This is a genomic window from Peribacillus sp. Hz7, assembly GCF_042136355.1.
Taxonomy (GTDB): domain Bacteria; phylum Bacillota; class Bacilli; order Bacillales; family DSM-1321; genus Peribacillus; species Peribacillus asahii_A.
The window spans coordinates 1-20665 of the sequence record NZ_JBHHJV010000012.1 but is presented as its reverse complement, the minus strand read 5'-3'; the positions used below and the strand labels follow the sequence as shown (position 1 = coordinate 20665).

17 protein-coding genes are annotated in these 20665 nt (G+C 35.0%); 2 read left to right on the top strand and 15 right to left on the bottom strand.

Translation table 11 applies throughout. The features are described 5' to 3' along the window. Position 1 precedes the first annotated feature (1 nt). Entirely contained in the window at positions 2–562 is a 561-nt protein-coding gene (locus ACE199_RS15675; RefSeq protein WP_375350624.1) for a copper resistance CopC family protein, read from the bottom strand. 114 nt (positions 563–676) lie between these two features. Between ACE199_RS15675 and ACE199_RS15670 the strand changes: the two genes are divergently transcribed. Beyond that, entirely contained in the window at positions 677–997 is a 321-nt protein-coding gene (locus ACE199_RS15670) for an ArsR/SmtB family transcription factor (RefSeq protein WP_375350623.1), read from the top strand. 11 nt (positions 998–1008) lie between these two features. After that, entirely contained in the window at positions 1009–3702 is a 2694-nt protein-coding gene (locus tag ACE199_RS15665) for a heavy metal translocating P-type ATPase (RefSeq protein ID WP_375350622.1), read from the top strand. 302 nt (positions 3703–4004) lie between these two features. Here the strand turns inward: ACE199_RS15665 and ACE199_RS15660 are convergent, their stop codons facing one another. From ACE199_RS15660 to ACE199_RS15595, 14 genes are all read right to left on the bottom strand, one after another. Beyond that, a complete protein-coding gene (locus ACE199_RS15660; RefSeq protein ID WP_127760388.1) occupies positions 4005–4190 on the bottom strand; it encodes a twin-arginine translocase TatA/TatE family subunit in 186 nt (61 codons plus the stop codon). 138 nt (positions 4191–4328) lie between these two features. Beyond that, positions 4329–5498, bottom strand: coding sequence for a ZIP family metal transporter (locus ACE199_RS15655; RefSeq protein WP_375350621.1), 1170 nt, complete (start codon positions 5496–5498; stop codon positions 4329–4331). A 15-nt stretch (positions 5499–5513) separates the two neighbouring features. Further along, the gene (locus tag ACE199_RS15650; RefSeq protein WP_375350619.1) at positions 5514–6527 is read right to left on the bottom strand and encodes a multicopper oxidase domain-containing protein; all 1014 of its coding nucleotides are present in this window, start codon (positions 6525–6527) and stop codon (positions 5514–5516) included. Positions 6528–7359: 832 nt separating this feature from the next. Further along, positions 7360–8589 (bottom strand): cytochrome P450, encoded by a 1230-nt coding sequence (locus ACE199_RS15645; RefSeq protein WP_375350617.1) that lies wholly within the window; start codon positions 8587–8589, stop codon positions 7360–7362. A gap of 681 nt (positions 8590–9270) precedes the next feature. Beyond that, complete coding sequence (locus ACE199_RS15640) at positions 9271–11073, bottom strand: IucA/IucC family protein (protein ID WP_375350616.1); 1803 nt, start codon at positions 11071–11073, stop codon at positions 9271–9273. Beyond that, positions 11070–12233, bottom strand: a complete 1164-nt coding sequence (locus ACE199_RS15635) for an MFS transporter (protein ID WP_375350702.1) — start codon at positions 12231–12233, stop codon at positions 11070–11072. The genes ACE199_RS15640 and ACE199_RS15635 overlap by 4 nt, the downstream gene beginning before the upstream one ends. Before the next feature lie 6 nt (positions 12234–12239). Then, a complete protein-coding gene (locus ACE199_RS15630) occupies positions 12240–13529 on the bottom strand; it encodes a lysine N(6)-hydroxylase/L-ornithine N(5)-oxygenase family protein (RefSeq protein ID WP_375350615.1) in 1290 nt (429 codons plus the stop codon). After that, positions 13508–14107 (bottom strand): GNAT family N-acetyltransferase, encoded by a 600-nt coding sequence (locus ACE199_RS15625; RefSeq protein WP_375350614.1) that lies wholly within the window; start codon positions 14105–14107, stop codon positions 13508–13510. The genes ACE199_RS15630 and ACE199_RS15625 overlap by 22 nt, the downstream gene beginning before the upstream one ends. After that, positions 14104–15855 carry an IucA/IucC family protein gene (locus tag ACE199_RS15620; protein ID WP_375350612.1) on the bottom strand — a complete coding sequence of 584 codons (1752 nt, stop codon included), beginning with the start codon at positions 15853–15855 and terminating at the stop codon, positions 14104–14106. The genes ACE199_RS15625 and ACE199_RS15620 overlap by 4 nt, the downstream gene beginning before the upstream one ends. Next, positions 15833–17353: a pyridoxal phosphate-dependent decarboxylase family protein gene (locus ACE199_RS15615; protein ID WP_375350611.1), complete on the bottom strand. Its 1521-nt coding sequence runs from the start codon at positions 17351–17353 to the stop codon at positions 15833–15835. The genes ACE199_RS15620 and ACE199_RS15615 overlap by 23 nt, the downstream gene beginning before the upstream one ends. A 3-nt stretch (positions 17354–17356) precedes the next feature. Then, positions 17357–18718 (bottom strand): aspartate aminotransferase family protein, encoded by a 1362-nt coding sequence (locus tag ACE199_RS15610; protein WP_375350610.1) that lies wholly within the window; start codon positions 18716–18718, stop codon positions 17357–17359. A 557-nt stretch (positions 18719–19275) separates the two neighbouring features. After that, positions 19276–19410, bottom strand: coding sequence for a hypothetical protein (locus ACE199_RS15605; protein ID WP_375350609.1), 135 nt, complete (start codon positions 19408–19410; stop codon positions 19276–19278). A 526-nt stretch (positions 19411–19936) separates the two neighbouring features. Then, complete coding sequence (gene yppF / locus ACE199_RS15600) at positions 19937–20170, bottom strand: YppF family protein (RefSeq protein ID WP_127760397.1); 234 nt, start codon at positions 20168–20170, stop codon at positions 19937–19939. A 390-nt stretch (positions 20171–20560) separates the two neighbouring features. Next, positions 20561–20662, bottom strand: a complete 102-nt coding sequence (locus ACE199_RS15595; protein ID WP_375349433.1) for an IS3 family transposase — start codon at positions 20660–20662, stop codon at positions 20561–20563. Positions 20663–20665: the final 3 nt, after the last annotated feature.

Below are 20665 nucleotides of genomic sequence, written 5' to 3'. Positions count from 1 at the left end.
ATTATTTCTTCCTCCTCATTAGCCAAAAGACACTTCCAACAACTATTACAAATAAAATGCCTATAATTGAGGGAATTAAATATGAAGGCACGTTGCTTTGTTTAACATCCTGTTTTGGCTGTTCAGTGGAGTTTTCTTGATTATCTTCTCCCTGTTTTTGTTCCTTTTTTTCAGTTTCAACCATATTTTCATTAGAATCCTCTTTCATAGGTACGTCTACAGTAAAAGAAAAAGACCCTTCTATTGGGTGTCCATCTGCCCCGATGATTGACCAGTCAACTTTATAATTTCCATTGTCTAAAGGTTGCAAGAAAGTAGCCCACATTTCATCCTCCTCTATTACAAAGTTTCCAAGTGCAATAGATTCCCCGTTTGAATTTGAAACATGAATCTTACTTGTCTGTTCAACTTTTGTTCCAAAAATTAATGTTAACTCCTGTATGGGTTCTGTTATTACTTCACCATCTTTAGGGGTTGATTCTTTTAGAGAAGTGTGTGCTAGTGCTTGATTTGAAAATAAAACAAATACAAATAATGAGAATAATAAGACTTTTTTAATCATTTTGGACTCCTTATACTTAGTTAAATTTTTAATGGTTTGACACACATATTAGACATTGCTAATATGATAATAACAAAACATATTAGTGGTGTCTAATATGTAAGGAGGAAATATATGCAAACTATTGATATCGATATGAAAGTTAAACTAATTCATGGATTTTCTAATAAAACAAGGCTTCAAATTCTTGAATGTATAAAAGACGAAGAAAAAACGGTATCCCAGATTGTAGAAGAGATTAATGGAAATCAATCGAATATTTCACAACATCTTGCGTGTTTAAAAGGCTGTGGAATTATCGTGGGGAGGAATGAAGGGAAATATTGCTATTATAGTTTGCGTAATCAACATATAAGAGATTTATTAACGATGTTCGATACCGTTCTTGAAGATGTTCAAAATGATGTTGCATGTTGCGATCGTCATGTAGATTAGGAGTGTTCAAAATGGCTGACAAATGTTGTGGCTCAAATAAAACGACTGAAAATAGAGGGGAAAGTTGTTGCAGTTCTTCCGATAAATTAAATGTAAAACAAGAAAATTCAAGTTGTTGTAACAGTAACAAAGATTCAGTAAATAGCTTTAATTCAATACCAATTTTAATTCAAGAAAAAACGGGTTGCTGTAGCAGCAGCTCATCGACTGGAGCAGTTAATGAACTAGAAAAGGTAAGCTGTTGCAGCACTCCCCTTCCTAGTGAACATAAGCATGAAACTAATACTTGTTGTAGCAGTAAAACAACCATTAAAGAAGATAAGAATCCAGTGAAAACAAGCTGTTGTAGTAGTAATGAACAACAGACAGGAGAGACAATTTCAAACTCTCTTTCTTCTGGAGAGAAAATATCATATAGAGTTCATGGAATGGATTGTGCTGCTTGTGCAATTACCATTGAAAAAGGTTTAAGTAAACTAAAAGATATAAATGAGGTAAAGGTTAATTTCAGTACAGCGAAAATGCAGGTGGCTGCAAGTAATACTGATGCTTTTATTCCGATTGAAAGTGAAATTAAAAAACTTGGATATTCTGCGGAGCTATTAAATCAAAACGGGGCTATAAAAACATTTAATATTGAAGGAATGGACTGTAGTAGTTGTGCTAAGAGCATAGAAAATCACTTAAATACCATTCCAGCCGTTAAAAGTGTCAACGTTAATTTCTCTACTGGAAAAATGAAAATTGAACATTCCAATAGTGCCGAAGATATCATGACTGAGGTTTCTAAAATCGGGTATAAAGCTTCATTACAATCAAATAAGAAATCAATACAGACTCACAAAAATAAAAAAGAAAATGGTTTAGTCATCTTGTCTGGTGTACTAATATCTCTTGGTTTTATCGGTTCATTTAATGGAATTTCTCCATTGATGTCCACACTCCTATACGCAATTGCAATGGTGATAAGTGGGTATAAGCCAGTTAAAAGTGCATTCTATGCAATCAAAAGTCGGTCACTAGATATGAATGTTCTAATGTCTGCTGCAGCTATTGGAGCTGCACTTATAGGGGAATGGCTTGAAGGTGCTACTGTTGTTTGGTTATTCGCAATCGGTAACTTGCTACAAACCAAATCGATTGAACGCACAAGGAATTCGATTCGTAACCTTATGGATCTCGCTCCTGCTGAAGCTTGGGTCAGTGTTGGTTCAGAGATAATTAAAAGACCAGTTGAAGAAATAATAATTGGCGATATTATCATTGTTAAACCGGGTGATAAAATTCCATTAGATGGTGAAATTATTCATGGGGAATCCAGTGTCAATCAGGCTCCTATTACTGGAGAGTCGATTCCTGTAGATAAGGAAATAGGTGATACCGTATACGCAGGAACGATAAATGAACATGGTTCCCTTGAGATTCGGGTCACTAAGTTAGTTGAAGATACGACCATATCAAAAATTATTCATTTGGTCGAAGAGGCCCAAGAACAAAAAGCGCCAACTGAAGCATTTGTAGATAAATTCGCAAGTATTTATACACCTATTGTATTTATTTTAGCATTGGCAATTATGGTGCTACCTCCACTACTTGGATTTGGTACTTGGGGAGAGTGGTTTTATAAAGGGCTGGAACTATTAGTTGTAGCTTGTCCTTGCGCTTTAGTCATTTCTACTCCTGTTGCCATCGTATCAGCTATTGGGAACGCTGCGAAGAATGGAGTCTTAATTAAAGGTGGAACGTTTTTAGAAAAAGCAGGTGCCATCACGGCCATTGCATTTGATAAAACAGGTACTTTGACTGAAGGAAAACCTAAAGTTTCGGAAATCAAAACGTTAAACGGATCTGAAGAAGAATTACTTTCAATAGCATTAACTTTAGAAGATTATTCAACACATCCTATTGCACAAGCGATTGTGGGATATGCCAGTAAAAAAGGAATACGACCTAAAAATGGGGAGTTATTTAAAAGTATCGTAGGAAAAGGTGTTCAAGCGACTATTCAAGATGATATTTTTTACGCTGGGAATCTAAGATTATTCGAAGAACTTAATGTTTCTTTAGAGGATGTAAAAAAACATGTTCAAGAAATACAGAGCAAAGGAAAAACAGTAGTTATCGTCGGAACACAAAATCAAATTATTGGGATTATTGCTGTTTCTGATACAATCCGTGAAACTTCAGCGTCAGCTTTAAAAGCATTAAAACAAAGTGGAGTTAACCAAACGGTCATGTTAACCGGAGATAATGAAGGAACTGCAAAAATGATTGCTTCCGAAGCAAATGTGAATCGCTATTTCGCAGAATTATTGCCAGAGGATAAAGTAGATGCTATTAAGAAATTACAAAATGAAGGACACAAAGTAGCTATGGTTGGAGACGGTATTAATGATGCCCCAGCACTTGCAACAGCAGATTTAGGTATCGCTATGGGTGGCGCGGGAACGGATACCGCAATGGAAACGGCAGATATTGTTTTAATGGCGGATAATCTTGACAAACTTCCTCATACAATGAAGTTAAGTAGAAAAGCCTTAACGATTATTAAACAAAATATTTGGTTCTCCATCATTATTAAAGTCATCGCACTAGTCTTAATCTTTCCGGGGTGGCTTACACTTTGGATGGCTGTATTAAGTGACACAGGTGCTGCCTTAATTGTTATTTTAAATGCAATAAGATTGTTAAAATTTAAAGAATAGATGCTAATGAGATGTTTCTGAATAGAGACATCTCATTTTTTACAAAAAGGAATTTTTATTGCACTAACCTGCCTTCTTTCAATAAGTCTTATTCCATTAAAAATCCCTAGGACACCACTCAGTCCTAACAGCACTAGCTTAAATCATATATCATTGCTGGGTATTAAAGACAGCAGAAAGACAACTAAAGTGATTATCATACGTAATTCCTCCAAGTGCTGAGCTACTCGCATATGATAATCACTCCAGAAAAAAGAAGATGTAAGACAAAGCCTACACCTTCTTTTAATCTAATTGGCTAATTAATCCTTGTTTTTAGATGGTTCTGTATTTGCGTCATCTACCACAAGATCTCTAGTAGACTTTTTAAATTCTCTTAATGTTGAGCCAAATGCTCTTCCGATTTCCGGTAACTTAGAAGGACCAAAAATTATAAGAACGATTATTAAAGTTAGTATCAACCCTGGTATTCCAATATTTTGAAGCATAATTCCCCCTCCTAATCATTAAATCTTGTAATTCCATTTATACGCTTATCATCATTTCAAAATAGCTTCAGCAAAAAAGTTGTTTAGATTAATATTCTTACCAAGTTTTTAAACGTCTACAATCATTTAATGCCACCCTTAAAACTTAACAAAAAATGCAGTAAAGTACATGATTAACATTCCAATGGCGAATCCAGAAAGATTTAACCATGAGACAGATGGTTCCTTATGTGTTCGATGATCTTCAATAAGCATTTTTGTAATGACATAAATTACTTGTAAAATGGCCCCTGCTCCAATTCCTAAGAATAAAGCACCCCATATTGGCGAGAAAATGAAACCACCAAACCAAGTACCAAGAATGGCAGGTGCACCAGCAATTGTTCCGAGAATTAAGAAGTCCTTTATACTTGGCTTGGTTTTTAAAAGGGGAGCAGCTATCCCAATCCCTTCTGTAATATTGTGCAGGGTAAAGCCAATAATTAAAAATGTTCCTAATGCAGCTTCACCTAGAGCAAAAGAAGATCCAATCGCCAATCCTTCCCCAAAGTTATGAAGCCCAATTCCTGTAGCCATTAGAAGGGCTAATTTAAAAGGTGAAAAGCCTTTGGACTCCTGTCTTTTATGCTGATACTGATCAAATCCGATTAATAGCAAGAAGGTTAGCGCAGCTCCGATTATGACCACCATATTTCCTTGAAAGACGGAAGGAGCTTCAGCACCAATCTCAAACCCATCAGCAAGTGTTCCAACAAATAGGAATAATAAAAGTCCGACAGTCAGTGCGAGGATAGCATTAATCCATTTCCGCTTAAAATGCTTCATAAATGGATACCACAATAATCCTAGAGTAATAGGGACAATTCCGACATAAAAACCGATAAAGCCATAGTTTAAAAAGTTGCTCCAGCTAGCTTCAGGAGTCAAAGTTGCCGCTGCAATTGCCCCTTCTGTTACAATGCCATTTTCAGTGATAATTTTAATGACATGTGGATCTCCCTCAACCCATGGATAGGGAATTGCTAGTTTTCCATCTTCAAACCGTTTAAGCGTAGGGTCAGGTGAAACGCTAAAATTCCAAACAGAATCATTTACAATTACTTGTGAAATGGTAAGTGTTTCTGGACCGGTGTTACTTACTGAAAGTTCAAAACCTCCATTCGTTACTTTAATCCTTTCAATATTCAATACTTCAATAGGTGCAGCAGGATCTTTTTCTATTCCTGCTCCATTTATTAAGACCCATGCTAATACCCCCACAAGTAAAACTAAAGGAACTAATCCTGAGATTATCCATTTGGCTTTCATTTTTACATCCCTCCTTTACTCTACTTCAAAAAATCCCATCCACCCCAATTCAGCAAATTCACTGACATGGGCATGAAACATATATTTCCCCTTATAAGGAAAGCGCACTTCAATAATACCGCGCTCTCCTTGACACTGCATGATCGTATCGGTAAATTGAGAAGGATTATCCTTTCTTCCTGTCGGATAATAAGTAAAATAGTTGGCATGAAGATGAAAAGAGTTAATTAAATCAAATTCCGTTAAGTTACTAAGATAAATACGAACTAATTGGTCTTTTTTTACTTTAATCGGATGGTTCATGAATGCAAAGGCATACCCATTAACCGTATAAAAATCGTTTTCGCCATCTAAATCTAAGTCAAACCCATTCATCACCATATTTAACTCTAACGCCGGTTCCCTTGGTGTTTTCGGATCAATAATAAAGTTCCCATACAATCCCTTATGAATATGGCGAGCAAGCGGTAATACATGACAATGATAAATCTGCATTCCGTATGGCTTAGCTTCAAATTCATAAGTAAATGTTTGCCCTGGGGAAATTGGTGCAATTCCATCCATTTCTGGAGGGTGTATACCATGAAAGTGAATAGAGTGAGGGTGACTTCCTCCATTTGTGAAATGAAAACGTAGTAAGTCCCCTTCCGTACAACGAAAAGTAGGGCCTGGTATCGTCCCGTTGTAAGTCCATCCCGGAAATTTTATCCCATTTGCAATTTCAATTTCCTTATCTATAGCCACAATTTCATATTCACGAAGTGTTTTTCCATTTGGTAATTTACTTACTTTTCCGTAATCAAATGTGGTTAGTAACTGTTCAGCCATGTTGTAGCCTGAGGTTTTTGTAATATCTTCCACCGTTTGATTATGATTCATATTACTGTGTTTTTGGCTATGCGATTGTGCTTTAACCAAAGAAGTCGAAGTCGCTAAATTATTTAAAAAATAACTCCCCGCTATACCTAAAGCACCAGCAGATCCCAACTTTAAAATGTCACGTCTAGAAATTTTACTTTGGTCAGCCATGTTTAATCACCCCTAAAAAGTTTCTCTTATGCAAAAATATGACCCTTAACTAAAGTTTATGCCCAAGGACAAACTTTTCCGATATTTATTTTTCTTAATTTTTTGTATTTCCCTTGAGATTACAAAGCGTAAAATAATACGGAAATTAACTCTAAAGGAACGCCATAAAACGCTTATTTAAATATCAAAAGGCTCTAAGGAACGATCCCAAGAGCCTTTTTTCTACAAGCATCTATAATCATCAAGTTGATTTAACATACCTTACAGATTATCTTTTATATTTGCGAATTTTTATTGTTATCTTTTTAAATTAAGACTCTATATTGTATGATGCTGTTGATTGTTAGTTCATTTATGTGAGAGCGTGGTCACACACACCTTTCATCTCTATTGAAAGGTTGCTCTGGCTTCATGAAACGCTTGAAGCTAGAGTGAAAATAAGCCAAAAATCGTGTTATCAACAATATTGTTTAACAAAGTCCTACATTAAAAATAGTAGCACAAACCAAGTTAATGATTTGTGCTACTATTTTTAAAGATTTGATTCCTAAACTCGGAGCTTGTTTGGAAAGTCCTTTTGCTGTTTTTATATGGAATGTGGTAATATGCCCTATTTTCCTATCAATTCCTATAAAAATTTAGTTAGTTTAATGATTCATTTATTTACTTTTAATTCAATTTTTTGAGTTTACTAAAAGCTTTTTTATAATCAATACGTAATTAACTTTCACATGTGTAGACAGTTAAGAACAAGCCTATACTGTGACACAGTCTGCCAAACAGCAGAAAGATCCTCCTACTCTATTCTTTTCAATATTGAAGTAAATCTAACTTAATTAAAAGTGACCAGCAGTTCTTTTAGTGATCTAAAACCAATTAGTTTTCTCCATTGTAGGTCAGACGTAGCTAATTGGAGGTGATTCATTCGTTGCAGGAGTGTTTGAATAGCTATTTGTGCTTCAAGACGTGCTAATGATGAGCCTAAACAAAAGTGAATTCCATATCCAAATGCAAGATGAGGATTCAAGTTTCTAGTGATATCGAGCACATTGGGTTCAACGAATTTTTTCGGATCACGATTAGCTGCTCCTAACATTATGTATACTTGCTCGCCTTTTTTAATGGTGACTCCATTCAGTTCAATATCTTCTAATGCAATACGAGCGGTCATCTGTGTTGGGCTTTCATAGCGTAAAAATTCCTCAACTGCTGTTTTAATCAGTAATGGATTTTCCTTTAACATCCTTAATTGCTCTGGGTGATTCAATAAGGTTAGAATCGAATTGCTAATGAGGTTTACTGTTGTCTCATGTCCAGCAATAACAAGTAAAATACATGTTGCGAGTAATTCTTCATCTGTTAACTTGTCACCATATTGTTCCTCCCTTATTAACATGCTAATAAGATCATCTTGAGGGGCTTGCTTCCGTTTTTTGATTAGCTTTTTAAAATAAACGATTAACAGCATCGTTGTATCGTTTCCGTTTACTAACGTCCCTCTTGTCCGAGTAAAATCAATTGTTTCGATTAAGCTAACAGCCCATTCTCTGAATTGATTGCGATCTTCTGATGGTACTCCTAATATTTTAGCTATAATGAGACTAGCTAAAGGAAATGCAAAATCTGTAACAATATCCATTTGTCTCTTATTTTGCACCTTATTCAGTAAGTCATTAACCGTTTCTTCTATATAGGGACGATAATCTTCCACAACACTTGGACTAAATACTTTACTAACCAACATGCGTAAACGTTTATGGTCATGTTGATTCTTAAAAAGCATCATATCGTTCTGGATATTTTTAAGATGTTCATATTTTTTCGATGTCTGAGGCAGCGGGGTACGATTTTTAAAATTTATATGATCTTTAAGAATTGCTACAGCCTCTTCATAGCCAGTTATATACCAACCCGGATATTTAAATGAATTCCCCCTATAAATAGGATTATTAGAACGTAAATTATCATAAATAGGGTAAGGATTTCTTAGAAACTCAGGAGAAGAAAGTGAAAATGGTGTTATGTTCGGAACTTCTAGCTTTTGTTTTATATCGTTTGTCATATTATGTTATGCCTCCAATATAATCATCTTATTTTTAGCGACGCATCTATATTTGAGTAAACGCGTTTCTTGTAAAAAGGTTATTTCCGTAAGATTTTATTGAATATACAAGCCAACTCCATCATTTCGAGAAAATGGTTCCTATGAGATTAGATTACCGATTGCTAGTATTCTTCCCCTTCTAAGCTAGCTTTCATTCTAATACTATAATACTTTCCCTCTTGCATACTCACGACCCTATAACCATATGCTATTCAATTGTAACCTACTTTTGATAATTAGTTTACAATTAAAATGATAGAATTATTAATTACTTCTGTCAACACGTTTAAAATGTTTCTTACTTTTTATAAGGAAAAAGAGCTAAATCCATCTAGTGAATTTGGCTTCTTCTAATTATTTTGTATAGTCTTTTAGAACTTCTTATCAAACTCTTATTCAAACGTTCACTGTGATAATAGAGTTTTTTATATTACATTTTTTACAAATGTTAATTTGACGAACTTGTTGGGCATTTTGTTTACCTTTTTATATCCTTCCTTCACTTCTACTATAAAAAAATAGTAGCACAAACCATAACCTTGGTTGGTGCTACTAATGTTAGTATGTTTGTAAAACAATAAGTAATAGATAAAGAAAATTAGTTATTTAGTAAGTTGTATTCTTTTTTATATAATAGGATTATTTTGTCAATGCAGAAACCTCATGTAGTGCATTTCTTACTGTTCCATATTCACTTGCATGCGGACGGTCTCCGTCATCTGCGTATCCGTAATCAAACATGCGATTTCGGTTTAATGTTAATTTTGTCACTCTAGGACGCAATAAATCAAATAGTTTAAATCGATCATGTAACTGCGGATATTGTGATTGATAATGCAAAATTTCATTACGCACAGTACTCCAAAACTCTTGTTCAGTAACCTCTTCATGCTCTTCTAAAATCGTTGCTAAATAACGGAAATGACAAATAAATAAACCGGTTAAAATAAACTGCGTTAACCCTTCAGGTTCCTCACTTCTTAATACAGTTTTTAACTCGTGGGATAATGATTGTAACTCATCAAACGGTTGGTTACTGATATTCACATCATCTACAAAGTCTTTCATAATGATTCGAACAGGTTTAAAATTGTTTAATACAAGCACAGTATTTTGACCATGCGGTGAAAATACTGTTCCATATTGATATAAATAATGCAATAGCGGAGGCAATATAGCATTCATTAATGCAGAAATCCACTCTCTCGGTGTCAAGCCGGATTTTTGAATATATGTTGACACAAGCGCCTTCCCGGAATAATCGAGATGCAATAAAGCAGCTAATGTAAGGGCTTGTTCTCCTGCTTCTAACTCTTCGTAGACACTTTCTCTCCACACCACCCCAAGCATTTCTAAATATTGATAAGGGGCATTTTGAATATTGGTAAACGTAGGATGATTTACGTTTAACGTTGCCACTTCACCTAGTAGTCCTATCTTACACGTATCTCTTAAAAAAGTATCTTGATCTCGAATGCCTTTAATGTATTCTGTTACTTGAGGGGCTATAACGCATCGTTCACTAGGCAACCCTCGATAAACAAGTGTATTTAATATACTCATCGGAAGCTTTACATGAAATTTTTCTGGATGAGTCGTATTTACAAATGTTCGAATAGACTGTTGTGGTAAATAGCTATCTTCACCTTCTCCAAGCGGAACGATAAAGTCATTAGCAATATACTCCGCAAAGAGGGGAACGATGACATTTAACCATTGCCATTCATGAACAGGTAAATAATAATAATCACTACATGTTAGTTGACGTTCTTTCAATCTATCAGCGAATGATTTCAGTGTGGCTTCGCTTAGTTCTTGATTCATCATTTTTTCAAATGACAACGCAGCTACTGAATGAAATGAACACACTTGTTTGGCAACAGCAATCCATGAGAGCTGAATAGGATTTTTTTGTTCTGGAGCAAACCTTACATAGTCATCAAATCCAAAACCAATTCTTCCTTTATTATATGTAATCCACGGGTGCCCCGTCATCTCCCCTTCCAATTCAGCGTAATCCATTGTAGAGAGCTCATCTGCCGATTTTTGATTTTGCAAATATAAATCAGCAACTAACGTATGAAAATATTCTTTCGCTAAATGTCCTGCTGTAGAGCTTGTCATTCCTTCTTCTTCGGACAATCCGATTAGTAACTGCAGCGCTTTAGAAACTGTGATTTCTTGGTTTTCAAACGTTACTTTTATCGTATTCGCTATAACATGATAGCTATCAAATAGCCTTTCTTTTGCTTGGTACGTATAAGTTACTCCTTTTTTATCTTTCCATTGATACAATGTAGCCTGTGATAATTTTTGTATTTCCGTTGGTTCAATAATATGTTCATACATAAACTCTTGAAGCATTTTTGCAAGCAGCTGTTGATTCACTTTTTCCCACGATTGTTTCGTAAACTTGGATAGATCCGTTTCTACAATCTTCATCCTTCATTCTCCTTTACCTTCTTATAAAGCACTACTGGTTTGTTATGAATTGTTATGGCAATGATTGCTGCTACTAATAAAACGGCACCGCATAGCAAAGGGACGTACAAACTTACTTTACTCACCATTAACGCCAACAAAGGAGCAAAGAGCAGTGCCACATTTTGTACAGCAATTAACCAACTATAATAATAAGTAGCCGCTTCATGGAATTGTCGAAATAAATAAATATCTAATACAACCATACTGAGGTAAAAACAGCCCCCGTATATAATTCGACTTATAATAAATATCCCTAGACTATCAATAGATGCTTGTATAGTTAACGAAAACACACTAAGAATCGTTACTATATACAACAGCAGTGTATCTTGACCTCTAAATACACGGATTGGTACACAAAACTTCAATATAATAGCCATCATACTTGGCATAACATAGAGTAAAGCATTCATTTGATTACCTACTTCGTATCTATCCTCCACAAACAAGGTGAAGTAAGGGCGAATCACATTATGGCCAAGATGAAAGAAAAAGATAGCTATCATGTAAAAGTAAATGAGTCGTTTATTGACTTTTATGCGCATCGGTTGCTTCTTCTCTATCGCAGTTGGCGATAACAGTTTTGTCGCTAGTAAAATGACCATTAGACCAAGATCCATACAAGCAAATATGAGATATACTTTAAGAGGCATTTCCCATGTAATGACGAAGCTTCCTAATAAACTCGAAACAATGATGGCTGTATGCATGACGAGCATGTAAATCGTTGTTTTTTTCGCTTTTTCCTCTTGTTGTTCCATACTTTCAACTAAATAGGGATACAATAGATATAAACTGCTTTGAAATACAAGCAATAAAAGCGATGTTATTAAAAAGCTTAAAAATGTTGTACTTTCACTCAGAATGACTTTAAAAACAGCTGTCATAAAAAGAGAGCATATTACAACTTGTCGCATGGACCATTTCTTTAATATAGCTCCCCAAAAAGGTGTCATAATGATGACAACAAGTCGACAGCAAATGATAAAAATAGAAGTCATTTCTACTCCTTGTACGCCAAATGCCTCTGAAAAATATTGCGGATAAAATGGAGATAATAACACCTCAGACAGCATCGTTAGAAACAAGCATACAAAGACAAATTGATTGCGAGTCATCACTTATTAAAATCCGAACTGCTGAAAGATATTTCTTTTATACAGTTTATACACTTCTTTCCCAGCAATTTGATTAATAATCGCTGCATTTCGATAAGCACCAAGCCCTAAGTCAGGTGCTCCTACTCCATGTGTATGAAGTTCACCATTTTGAATAAATAATGAAACTCCATCAACTGTTGTTTTAACTTTATATTGTTCATCTATTTCTAGCTGTCCTTGATCATCAAACTTTACATACTGTTTCATTCCTTCTAAAAAGGAAGGTAATGAGCTTTGATAACCAGTTGCTAAAATCACTACATCACTTACCGTTTGCTGGTATACCCCTTGTTCATATTGATACAAGGTTAATCGTTGGCTGTCTTCTTGTTGTTCAATATTCGATAATTCGGTTAACGCTTGAATTTTGATTGGTGTTTTCTCTCCACCAATTGTTCGTTCATACAATAGTTCATAAATATCGCTAATGGTGTTGACACTAATCCCTTTATAAAGCAGCGCTTGGTTTTGTAGCACTTGTTGCTTCTTTTTAGGCTCTAAATGATAAAAGTAGCGTGTATAATCTGGTGAAAAATGCTCTAAACCGAGTTTTGAATATTCCATTGGGTAAAACCCTTTAGAACGCGTGTACCAACTCAACTCATACTTTTGATCATCCTGCTGCTGTAATAAATCGTATACAATTTCGGCTGCACTTTGACCTGAGCCGACAACTGTAATACTTTTTGCTTTCAATGTTTGTTCGCGTTTCATTTTATAGTGAGCTGAATGATATAATTGATCACTATACATCGACTGAAAGTCTTTTGGAAAAATTGGTTTCGTTCCAATCCCCATTACTATGTGACGACTGTAATATGTTTTAACGCTTTCTTCATGTTGAACCGTTACTTCATAATAAGTATCTTCTTCTGTATGAAGCGTAATGTTTGTAACTTCACTGCTAAACTTCAAACCTCTTAAACGATTTGCGACCCATTGACAATAGTGATTATATTCATTACGCGGAATTTGAAATTTTTCAAAAAAGTAAAACTGATACAACCGTTTATGTTCATGCAAATAATTTAAAAAGGTATAGGGACTTGTCGGATCCACCATTGTTACCATATCGGCCATAAATGGAACTTGTAAGGTCGTTCCTTCAAGGAGCATACCAGGATGCCAATTGAATTGTGGCTTTTGTTCAAAGCACATATATGTACATTCCGTTTTTTCAAGCAGTGCTGCTAATCCTAAATTAAATGGACCTACCCCTACGCCAATAATGTCTAAAATGTTCCGTTGTTCCATTGACTCCACCTTCTTTCAAATACTTCTCTTTCACAGCTAAGCAGTAATCCCGTCTTATCTGGTAATTTCACTTCCTTGATAGGCTGAAAACCGCATTTCTTAAATACTGCTATCATTTTTTCATTACGGATATCTGGTTCTGCTACAACTTTTTTCGTCTCAACAATTTCAAATTTTTTCTTTAAAATACTTAAAAGCAATGGATAAATATATCCCTTCCCTAAGTAGGCAGGTTCTCCAATTAATAAGTGAATACCTTGATCACCTGGATCGTTTGAATAGTATTCGCTAATGATATCCCCTTCCACCGTATACGATTCCCAATAACTCATCGGCACTGCATTGATTTCACCTATTAGTAATTGTTGATGAGCATCCGTTAAAAATGTTTGCAAATGCCGCATATAAGCATCTCTATCGATATTTAAATTCCAATAAGGAATGACATGCGGCTCATTCATCCATCTATGTAAATGGTCAAAATCCTCTTTTAAAGAAACCGGACGAAATGTAAGCTCTTTCTGCACCCGAGAGTCATAGATTGTAAACGGGTAATTAGTTTGTAATCCCATTTTCATTGGTTCACACCTACTGCTTTATATAATGGATTATCTATGTTTACATAAACGGATTGAGTTTCTAGAGCTCCTACTAATTCATCCATATCATGAACACGTGTTAAGAAATTAGCTTTGCAAGGAAGCTCATTATGCTCAAGCAGTGAAGTGACGAGCTGCGTATGATCTTGTAATAGATATGGTTTAAGTTCTTCTCGTAAAAGGGTCAATAGCTTCCTTTCATCGATAAGATTACTTACTCCAAATGCATTAATGAGCCCAAATATATGATTGAAAAATACATAATAACGGAAACGCTCTTCAGCAACCGCATCTTCGCATACAGTATCACTTTCTCGATTCAATGTTGGCAGCAACTCTCGCAACGCCGCTTCTTTTGATTTCATAAAATAGTAGCCTTGATTATCCCGATAATAAAATATTGACGGATAGCCATCTTGATCTAAGTGAATAATCGAGTTTTGTTGATGTGCTTCTAAAGCAATTCCTTTCTGTGTATATAACCACAGCATTGGTTTTAACGTGATATCGATGTAACGTTTAAACCAAATCTCACTCGCTTGTTCAGTAGTAAGATTGTTAGTATTACAAATGTTCCGAATAATGTTCGTGAGTTGTGATGCTTCATTAAATACATGATCTTGACATAAGCTTGCTAGAAGAGTTGTATTGTATCCTTCTTCTTTAAACGGATTGTCACGAATCATGACTTCAAATCCAAGTTCCTCATTGCCTAACATGACAAAAGCTGGGTCTTTAATAAATTGAAAAGCAGGATATTGAGTGTGTAATTCACTTTCCAAACTTGCTTGTAGTAATCTTGCTACCTCCACACCACGATTCAGTTCCTTCACCTTATTTACACGTAAAGAATTTGTGATTTTTACAGGAATTGAGAATTTATACATCACATCAGCATCAGGACTATATACTGTACGCACAGAGGATGTTGGATAAAAGAGCCCACCCTGCGGACCTAAATAAGTAAGCTGCTCTTTATATATCCAATTAGTCACTTCTTCTTTACCTAGTAAAAAGCGAGCTTGAAGTGGATGCATCGGTATGAGCGTATATTCATCATCTTGACAATATTTCAAGGTAAATTCCTTTGATATTGTTTTATCTTGTATTAATTGTTTCTTTATTATATTTGTAGCTGACTGACTATAAGCCGATTGTTCTTTAACAATTGAACGATGGGCTCTAAAATAATGAAGCTGAAAATTCCCTTTTAATTCCGGAGCGAATATAAATTCTTCTTCAGGTAAAATACCTTGACGACTTTTTGGTGTTGGATGAAGCTGATGACCAATTAATAAAGATTGCTCTGACTGTAAAAATGTTTTATCCCATTTGTAGCATTCTTCTAATTCATGTTTCCTTTTTTCAATAAATAGATTCATATTTTCATAACTTAAAAGAACACGTACGATGAAATCATTAACTTGTAATAAATCATCCGTTACTTCTTTCATTAGCAGTGAAAGAAGTGTAATCATATCAAGTTCCTTCATTTCTTGATGATGGATTTGATAACATAACTCTCGCTTAAATAAGTGCCGACCTGTTACGGAGCGGTATTTTACAGGCAAATAAAGAGTTACTGGTTGATTCTTTAATTCAATGACTAATACTTCTTCATTAGATATGCCGTTTACGGATCGCCATATACCCTGTCCTGTTTCTCGAATATAGCAATTGATTAGGTTTTGCATCGTAATAAAACTAGCTGATAGTTGCGTGTTCACGTAATCGTTCCTCCTTTTTTTCAAGGTCTTTTCCTAGACTAATAACTTCATCTAATCGTTTAACCGTTTCATCAAATGTAATTAACGGATTTAACATGGTCAGTTTCAAGTAGACTTGCCCGTGATTCTTTGTCTTCGCCATAATCAATCGGCCCTGGTCATAGAAAAGCTGTTGAATGGACTGATTGATAGCATTTTCAAATAATTGCTGTTTTTGCTTATCTCTGTAATGAATGTTTGGTTGATAACGAAATACTATTGCATTCATTTCAGGAGTATTCAGCAATTCAATATCTTTTCTTTCTTGTAAATAATCAGCTGTCTGTCTCGCTGTTCTAATTGTGTAATCAATCATGTCACCAAACTCTTGTTTACCGACTGCTTGAAATGTCAACCATAATTTGAGAGCATCAAACCGTTTCGTCGTCTGAATACTACGGTCAACTAAATGAAGCTGTGAATCTTCTTCTGGATTTAAATAATCGGCATGCAGTTGAATGTGTTCAAACATAGAGGCATTTTTCACAAAAAATGCGCCACAGCTAACTGGCTGATAAAACCATTTGTGAAAGTCCATCGTAATAGAATCTGCTTTATGTAAATGAGAAACTAGATGACTATATTCGTGCGAGAATAGTAAAGCGCCTCCGTACGCCGCATCTGCATGCAGCCATATATTTTCCCTTTCGGTTAATTTACTTAGTTCATGAAGTGGATCAATACTTCCAAAATCAGTTGTTCCTATCGTCGCCACAACTGCGAATGGGATATCCCCTTGCTTTTTTACTCTTTCGATTTCTTCATATAAATGCTCAGGACACATTTCAAAGCGTTCATTCGTTTTTATTGTTACGACAGATTGCATACCAAGACCTAATTGAGCAGCTGATTGCTGTACGGTAAAGTGGGCTTTTTCCGAACAAAAAATTCGAAATTTCTGCGCTTCCGCTGGTAATCCTTGCTTACTCACATTGATGGAAAAATGCTTAGCGCAATATTCATTACGAGCTAACAGCAAGGCCATATAGTTGGATTGCGTACCGCCGCTCGTGAACACTCCAGAAGCAGTTTTAGGATAATTAATCTGTTTAATCATTTCCTGAATAACGCCGTCTTCTATATAAGTAGCTACCGGACTTTGATCCCATGAGTCCATCGATTGATTGAGAGCTGTAATAATTACTTCAGCAGCAAGAGCTGGAATCATAGGTGGACAGTGCAAATGAGCCATCGCACCAGGATGAGAAATATGTAACGAATACTTCATGACCAGATGCTGTATAGACTCGAAAATATCCTTTGGTAGCTTCCCTTCATTTTCAAGCTTTACAAATTCCGCAGTTTTCTTTTGGATATCCTCCATCTCAATATATTCATATGGTTTTTCAAGGCTTTGATAATGGGTACCCACTATTTTTGCTACCTCTGACATATATTGATAATAGTTATCAATACTATTTGCGGACGATGATAAAAACCATTGATCAAATGATGTCACGATTTATTTCACCCATTTCCTTTCAGCTGCTTTTATCGCATCTTCAAAACGAACAAGCACTTCATCTATTTGTTCTTTTGTCATAATTAACGGCGGTAATAATCGAATAACGGCCCCGTGTCTTCCACCTACTTCTAAAATGACACCGCGATCAAAACATTCTTTTTGAATAGCTTTTGCAAGTTCTCCATCTCCTGGATAACTTCCGATTGAATTAGGTGCATGGGTTTTATCCACTATTTCCACACCAATCATTAAACCTCGACCACGTACATCACCAATTGATTTTACTTGTTGCTGAAGTTTTTTCAGCTGTGTTTGCATGTAATGCCCTAATTGATGAGCATGTTCAGGTAAATGATGTTGCTTAATATATTGTAAAGTTGCTCGACCGGTTGCCATTGCCAATTGATTGCCTCTAAACGTTCCAATATGTGCACCAGATTCCCATTTATCTAATTTTTTATCGTAAATAACAACGGATAAAGGTAAGCTTCCTCCAATTGCTTTTGATAAAACGAGCACATCAGGTTCAATACCAGCATGTTCAAATGCAAACATCTTTCCTGTACGGCCAATGCCTGTTTGTACTTCATCAATAATAAGCGGGATGTTTCTTTCTTTTGTAATACGTCGCAATTGTCTTAACCATTCAATAGGTGCTGGTACGGAACCACCTTCTCCTTGAACAATTTCCACGATAATTCCCGCTGGTGTGACAATTCCACTTTCAGGATCATCTAATGTGTTCTCAATATATGTACTAATAAATTCATGTCCATTCTTCCCAATTCCAAATGGGCAGCGATATTCATATGGATATGGTAAGAAATGTGTATCAGGCAATAGGGCATGAATATGCTTTTTAGGACTTGTAGTTCCACTAATGCTTAACGTTCCGTGAGTTGATCCATGATATCCCCCTTGAAAAGACAGAATGGAACGATTTCCTGTTGCTGTTTTAACAAGCTTAAGAGCTGCTTCGATTGCATCTCCACCAGTAGGTCCACAAAATTGAATTTTCGCTTTACGAGCAAATGACTCTGGTAGACTAGCAAATACTTCATCAACAAATGCTTCCTTAACAGGTGTTGTTAAATCTAGAGTATGTAATGGTATTAAGTTATTAAGTACCTCTTGAATCGCCTCATGAACAACATCATGGTTATGACCAAGAGCTAATGTACCTGCTCCGGCTAAACAATCAAAATATTCTTTGCCATCCATATCCGTAATCATGACACCTTTTGCTTTTTGGATTGCTAATGGCAGTCGTCGTGGATAAGACCTAGCATTGGACTCTCGAATCTCTTGCGTAGAAAGCAAAGTTTCGTTGGACACTAAAGGTTTAATTAGAGTAGACATATCATATCCTCCTAATAATTTTTTAATTGATATTGATTATCACTCGCATATAAACAATAAATGAAAATGATTATCAATGTCAATCGGTTTTGAGAAAATAAGAAATTTTTCCTATTTTCCAACAACCTGTAGAAATTGGCAAAATATCTTCCTTTCCCTTCTTCCAAATACACGTTTAATATACATAATGCTCTTTTTTAGATGTTGGCTTGAAAATTTATGCGGAAAGATGAGTAACGTTTTAGCATTCGAACGGTATGCCTTAATTATGTGGAGGGGGAACTATTTATTTGAAGTAAATATTTTTTAGAAAAATAATTTTCGAAAAAAATAACTAAGATCTCCTTATAAAGAATCTTTCCACTATTTATTCATATTGGAGGAGAAACGTAACAAATGATATTTGCTATCTTAGCTTACAACTAATACAATCCAGGTGAATTTACTCTGCTAATCAAATAAATATCTATATAATAATTCATAAGGTATTTAATAGTTTGACATCCCGTGTAACTAAAACAAACCGGTCTAAATATAACCGGTTTGTTTTAGTTAAACTACACACGATCTGTTTTATCGCTCTGATCTTTATTTCTTTTGTTTCCTTTACTGTTGTCCCCGCTGACGGAAGCTTGCCCATGTAATTGTGGTGAATTTTGATTACCGCTGCCTTTATTAAATTTTTTTGTCATATCCCACATCTCCTTTCTTACTTCAAATACAGTTTGTCCCTTTTTGCTAAACTTATGTTTTCCTCTAAAAAATATCTGCAATTATTATCAAATATTCGCAATGTTTGTATAACAAAAAATAACATTCACACTCAGATTGCTTAAAAAGAAAAAACAACAAAACAAGAAAGTGAATTTATATCCACCCTCTTGTTTTGTTGTTTTATTCCATTTCTTCTCTCGATCAATTTATATATTTTCAGTTTCTTAATAAAAATAATTTCTCTAAAGCTCTTATCAGAATAAATATTTGTTCTAAATCATCTGAAATAATACTTTTACTTGTATAATATTAACATCGTTCACTTATAAAAACGTAAGTCACTTCATTTTCGGTGAAAACACTATCTTGATTTAAAATGAGCGGCATGGTAGACTTTATTACTTTTCAAAATATGCCTTAGTATGTGGCTTTTTGATTTCATTATACCTCTTCAACCCACACAAGATTTATTAATTACAAAATTAAAATTAGCTCAAAATTCAATTATCGAATACTTAATTTACTTGTTTCAAAACTAAAGGGTCTGGCTTGTACAAAAAATGATTCTGGCTTTTGTGCCCCGCGTTTGTCCAACTCAAAAAAAAGCTTTTTGTATTCAACAATACATAATTCCCCATCGATATAACTTTTTTGAATATAATCTAGCAATTCATTGACATCTAATGGGTTTTTATCCTTTGCCAATTTAAACTGATGTATTAAATCTTCTACTAACATAGTAATCACCCATTCCACTTGTATTTTTTCAAAATAATGTATGACCTTACGAATATTGTAGCATGTGAATTACTCTTCACTTATTTTTTTGAAAATTCAAACTTACGACATGTTTTTACAATATTTTTTAATCATTACCGAAGAGGTTTTTTCTCTAATACACTCTTAAAATTCTTTCTGTAGCAAAAAAACAGATAACTATGAGCGATGACAAGGATTACTGCTAAAAGAAGTAACGAACGATCTAAAAACAAGTGAAGCAAGAAAATGTTAGCTACAATCGGAGATAGTATTGCAAGGGCTAATGGAACGAAGATATTTATCAAAAGGAACACTCCACATTTGACTTCTCCCACCCCTAAAGGGGCAAGCTGGACTGTCAACACTAAACTAAACAACTTTTTTAAGGTGTTCAAGTTTATATTGAATTGGGCTCGTGTAGTTTAGCGTCCCATGGATTCTAATATGATTGTACCAATGGATATAATCCATTAA

Coding starts and splice junctions, on each gene's coding strand:
- yppF (WP_127760397.1), bottom strand. CDS start 20,170: ATGTTAGTAGAAGATTTAATACATCAGTTTAAATTGGCAAAGGATAAA.
- ACE199_RS15605 (WP_375350609.1), bottom strand. CDS start 19,410: ATGACAAAAAAATTTAATAAAGGCAGCGGTAATCAAAATTCACCACAA.
- ACE199_RS15665 (WP_375350622.1), top strand. CDS start 1,009: ATGGCTGACAAATGTTGTGGCTCAAATAAAACGACTGAAAATAGAGGG.
- ACE199_RS15650 (WP_375350619.1), bottom strand. CDS start 6,527: ATGGCTGACCAAAGTAAAATTTCTAGACGTGACATTTTAAAGTTGGGA.
- ACE199_RS15630 (WP_375350615.1), bottom strand. CDS start 13,529: ATGGAACAACGGAACATTTTAGACATTATTGGCGTAGGGGTAGGTCCA.
- ACE199_RS15655 (WP_375350621.1), bottom strand. CDS start 5,498: ATGAAAGCCAAATGGATAATCTCAGGATTAGTTCCTTTAGTTTTACTT.
- ACE199_RS15635 (WP_375350702.1), bottom strand. CDS start 12,233: ATGACTCGCAATCAATTTGTCTTTGTATGCTTGTTTCTAACGATGCTG.
- ACE199_RS15645 (WP_375350617.1), bottom strand. CDS start 8,589: ATGACAAACGATATAAAACAAAAGCTAGAAGTTCCGAACATAACACCA.
- ACE199_RS15610 (WP_375350610.1), bottom strand. CDS start 18,718: ATGTCTACTCTAATTAAACCTTTAGTGTCCAACGAAACTTTGCTTTCT.
- ACE199_RS15670 (WP_375350623.1), top strand. CDS start 677: ATGCAAACTATTGATATCGATATGAAAGTTAAACTAATTCATGGATTT.
- ACE199_RS15675 (WP_375350624.1), bottom strand. CDS start 562: ATGATTAAAAAAGTCTTATTATTCTCATTATTTGTATTTGTTTTATTT.
- ACE199_RS15625 (WP_375350614.1), bottom strand. CDS start 14,107: ATGAAAATGGGATTACAAACTAATTACCCGTTTACAATCTATGACTCT.
- ACE199_RS15595 (WP_375349433.1), bottom strand. CDS start 20,662: ATGGATTATATCCATTGGTACAATCATATTAGAATCCATGGGACGCTA.
- ACE199_RS15640 (WP_375350616.1), bottom strand. CDS start 11,073: ATGAAGATTGTAGAAACGGATCTATCCAAGTTTACGAAACAATCGTGG.
- ACE199_RS15660 (WP_127760388.1), bottom strand. CDS start 4,190: ATGCTTCAAAATATTGGAATACCAGGGTTGATACTAACTTTAATAATC.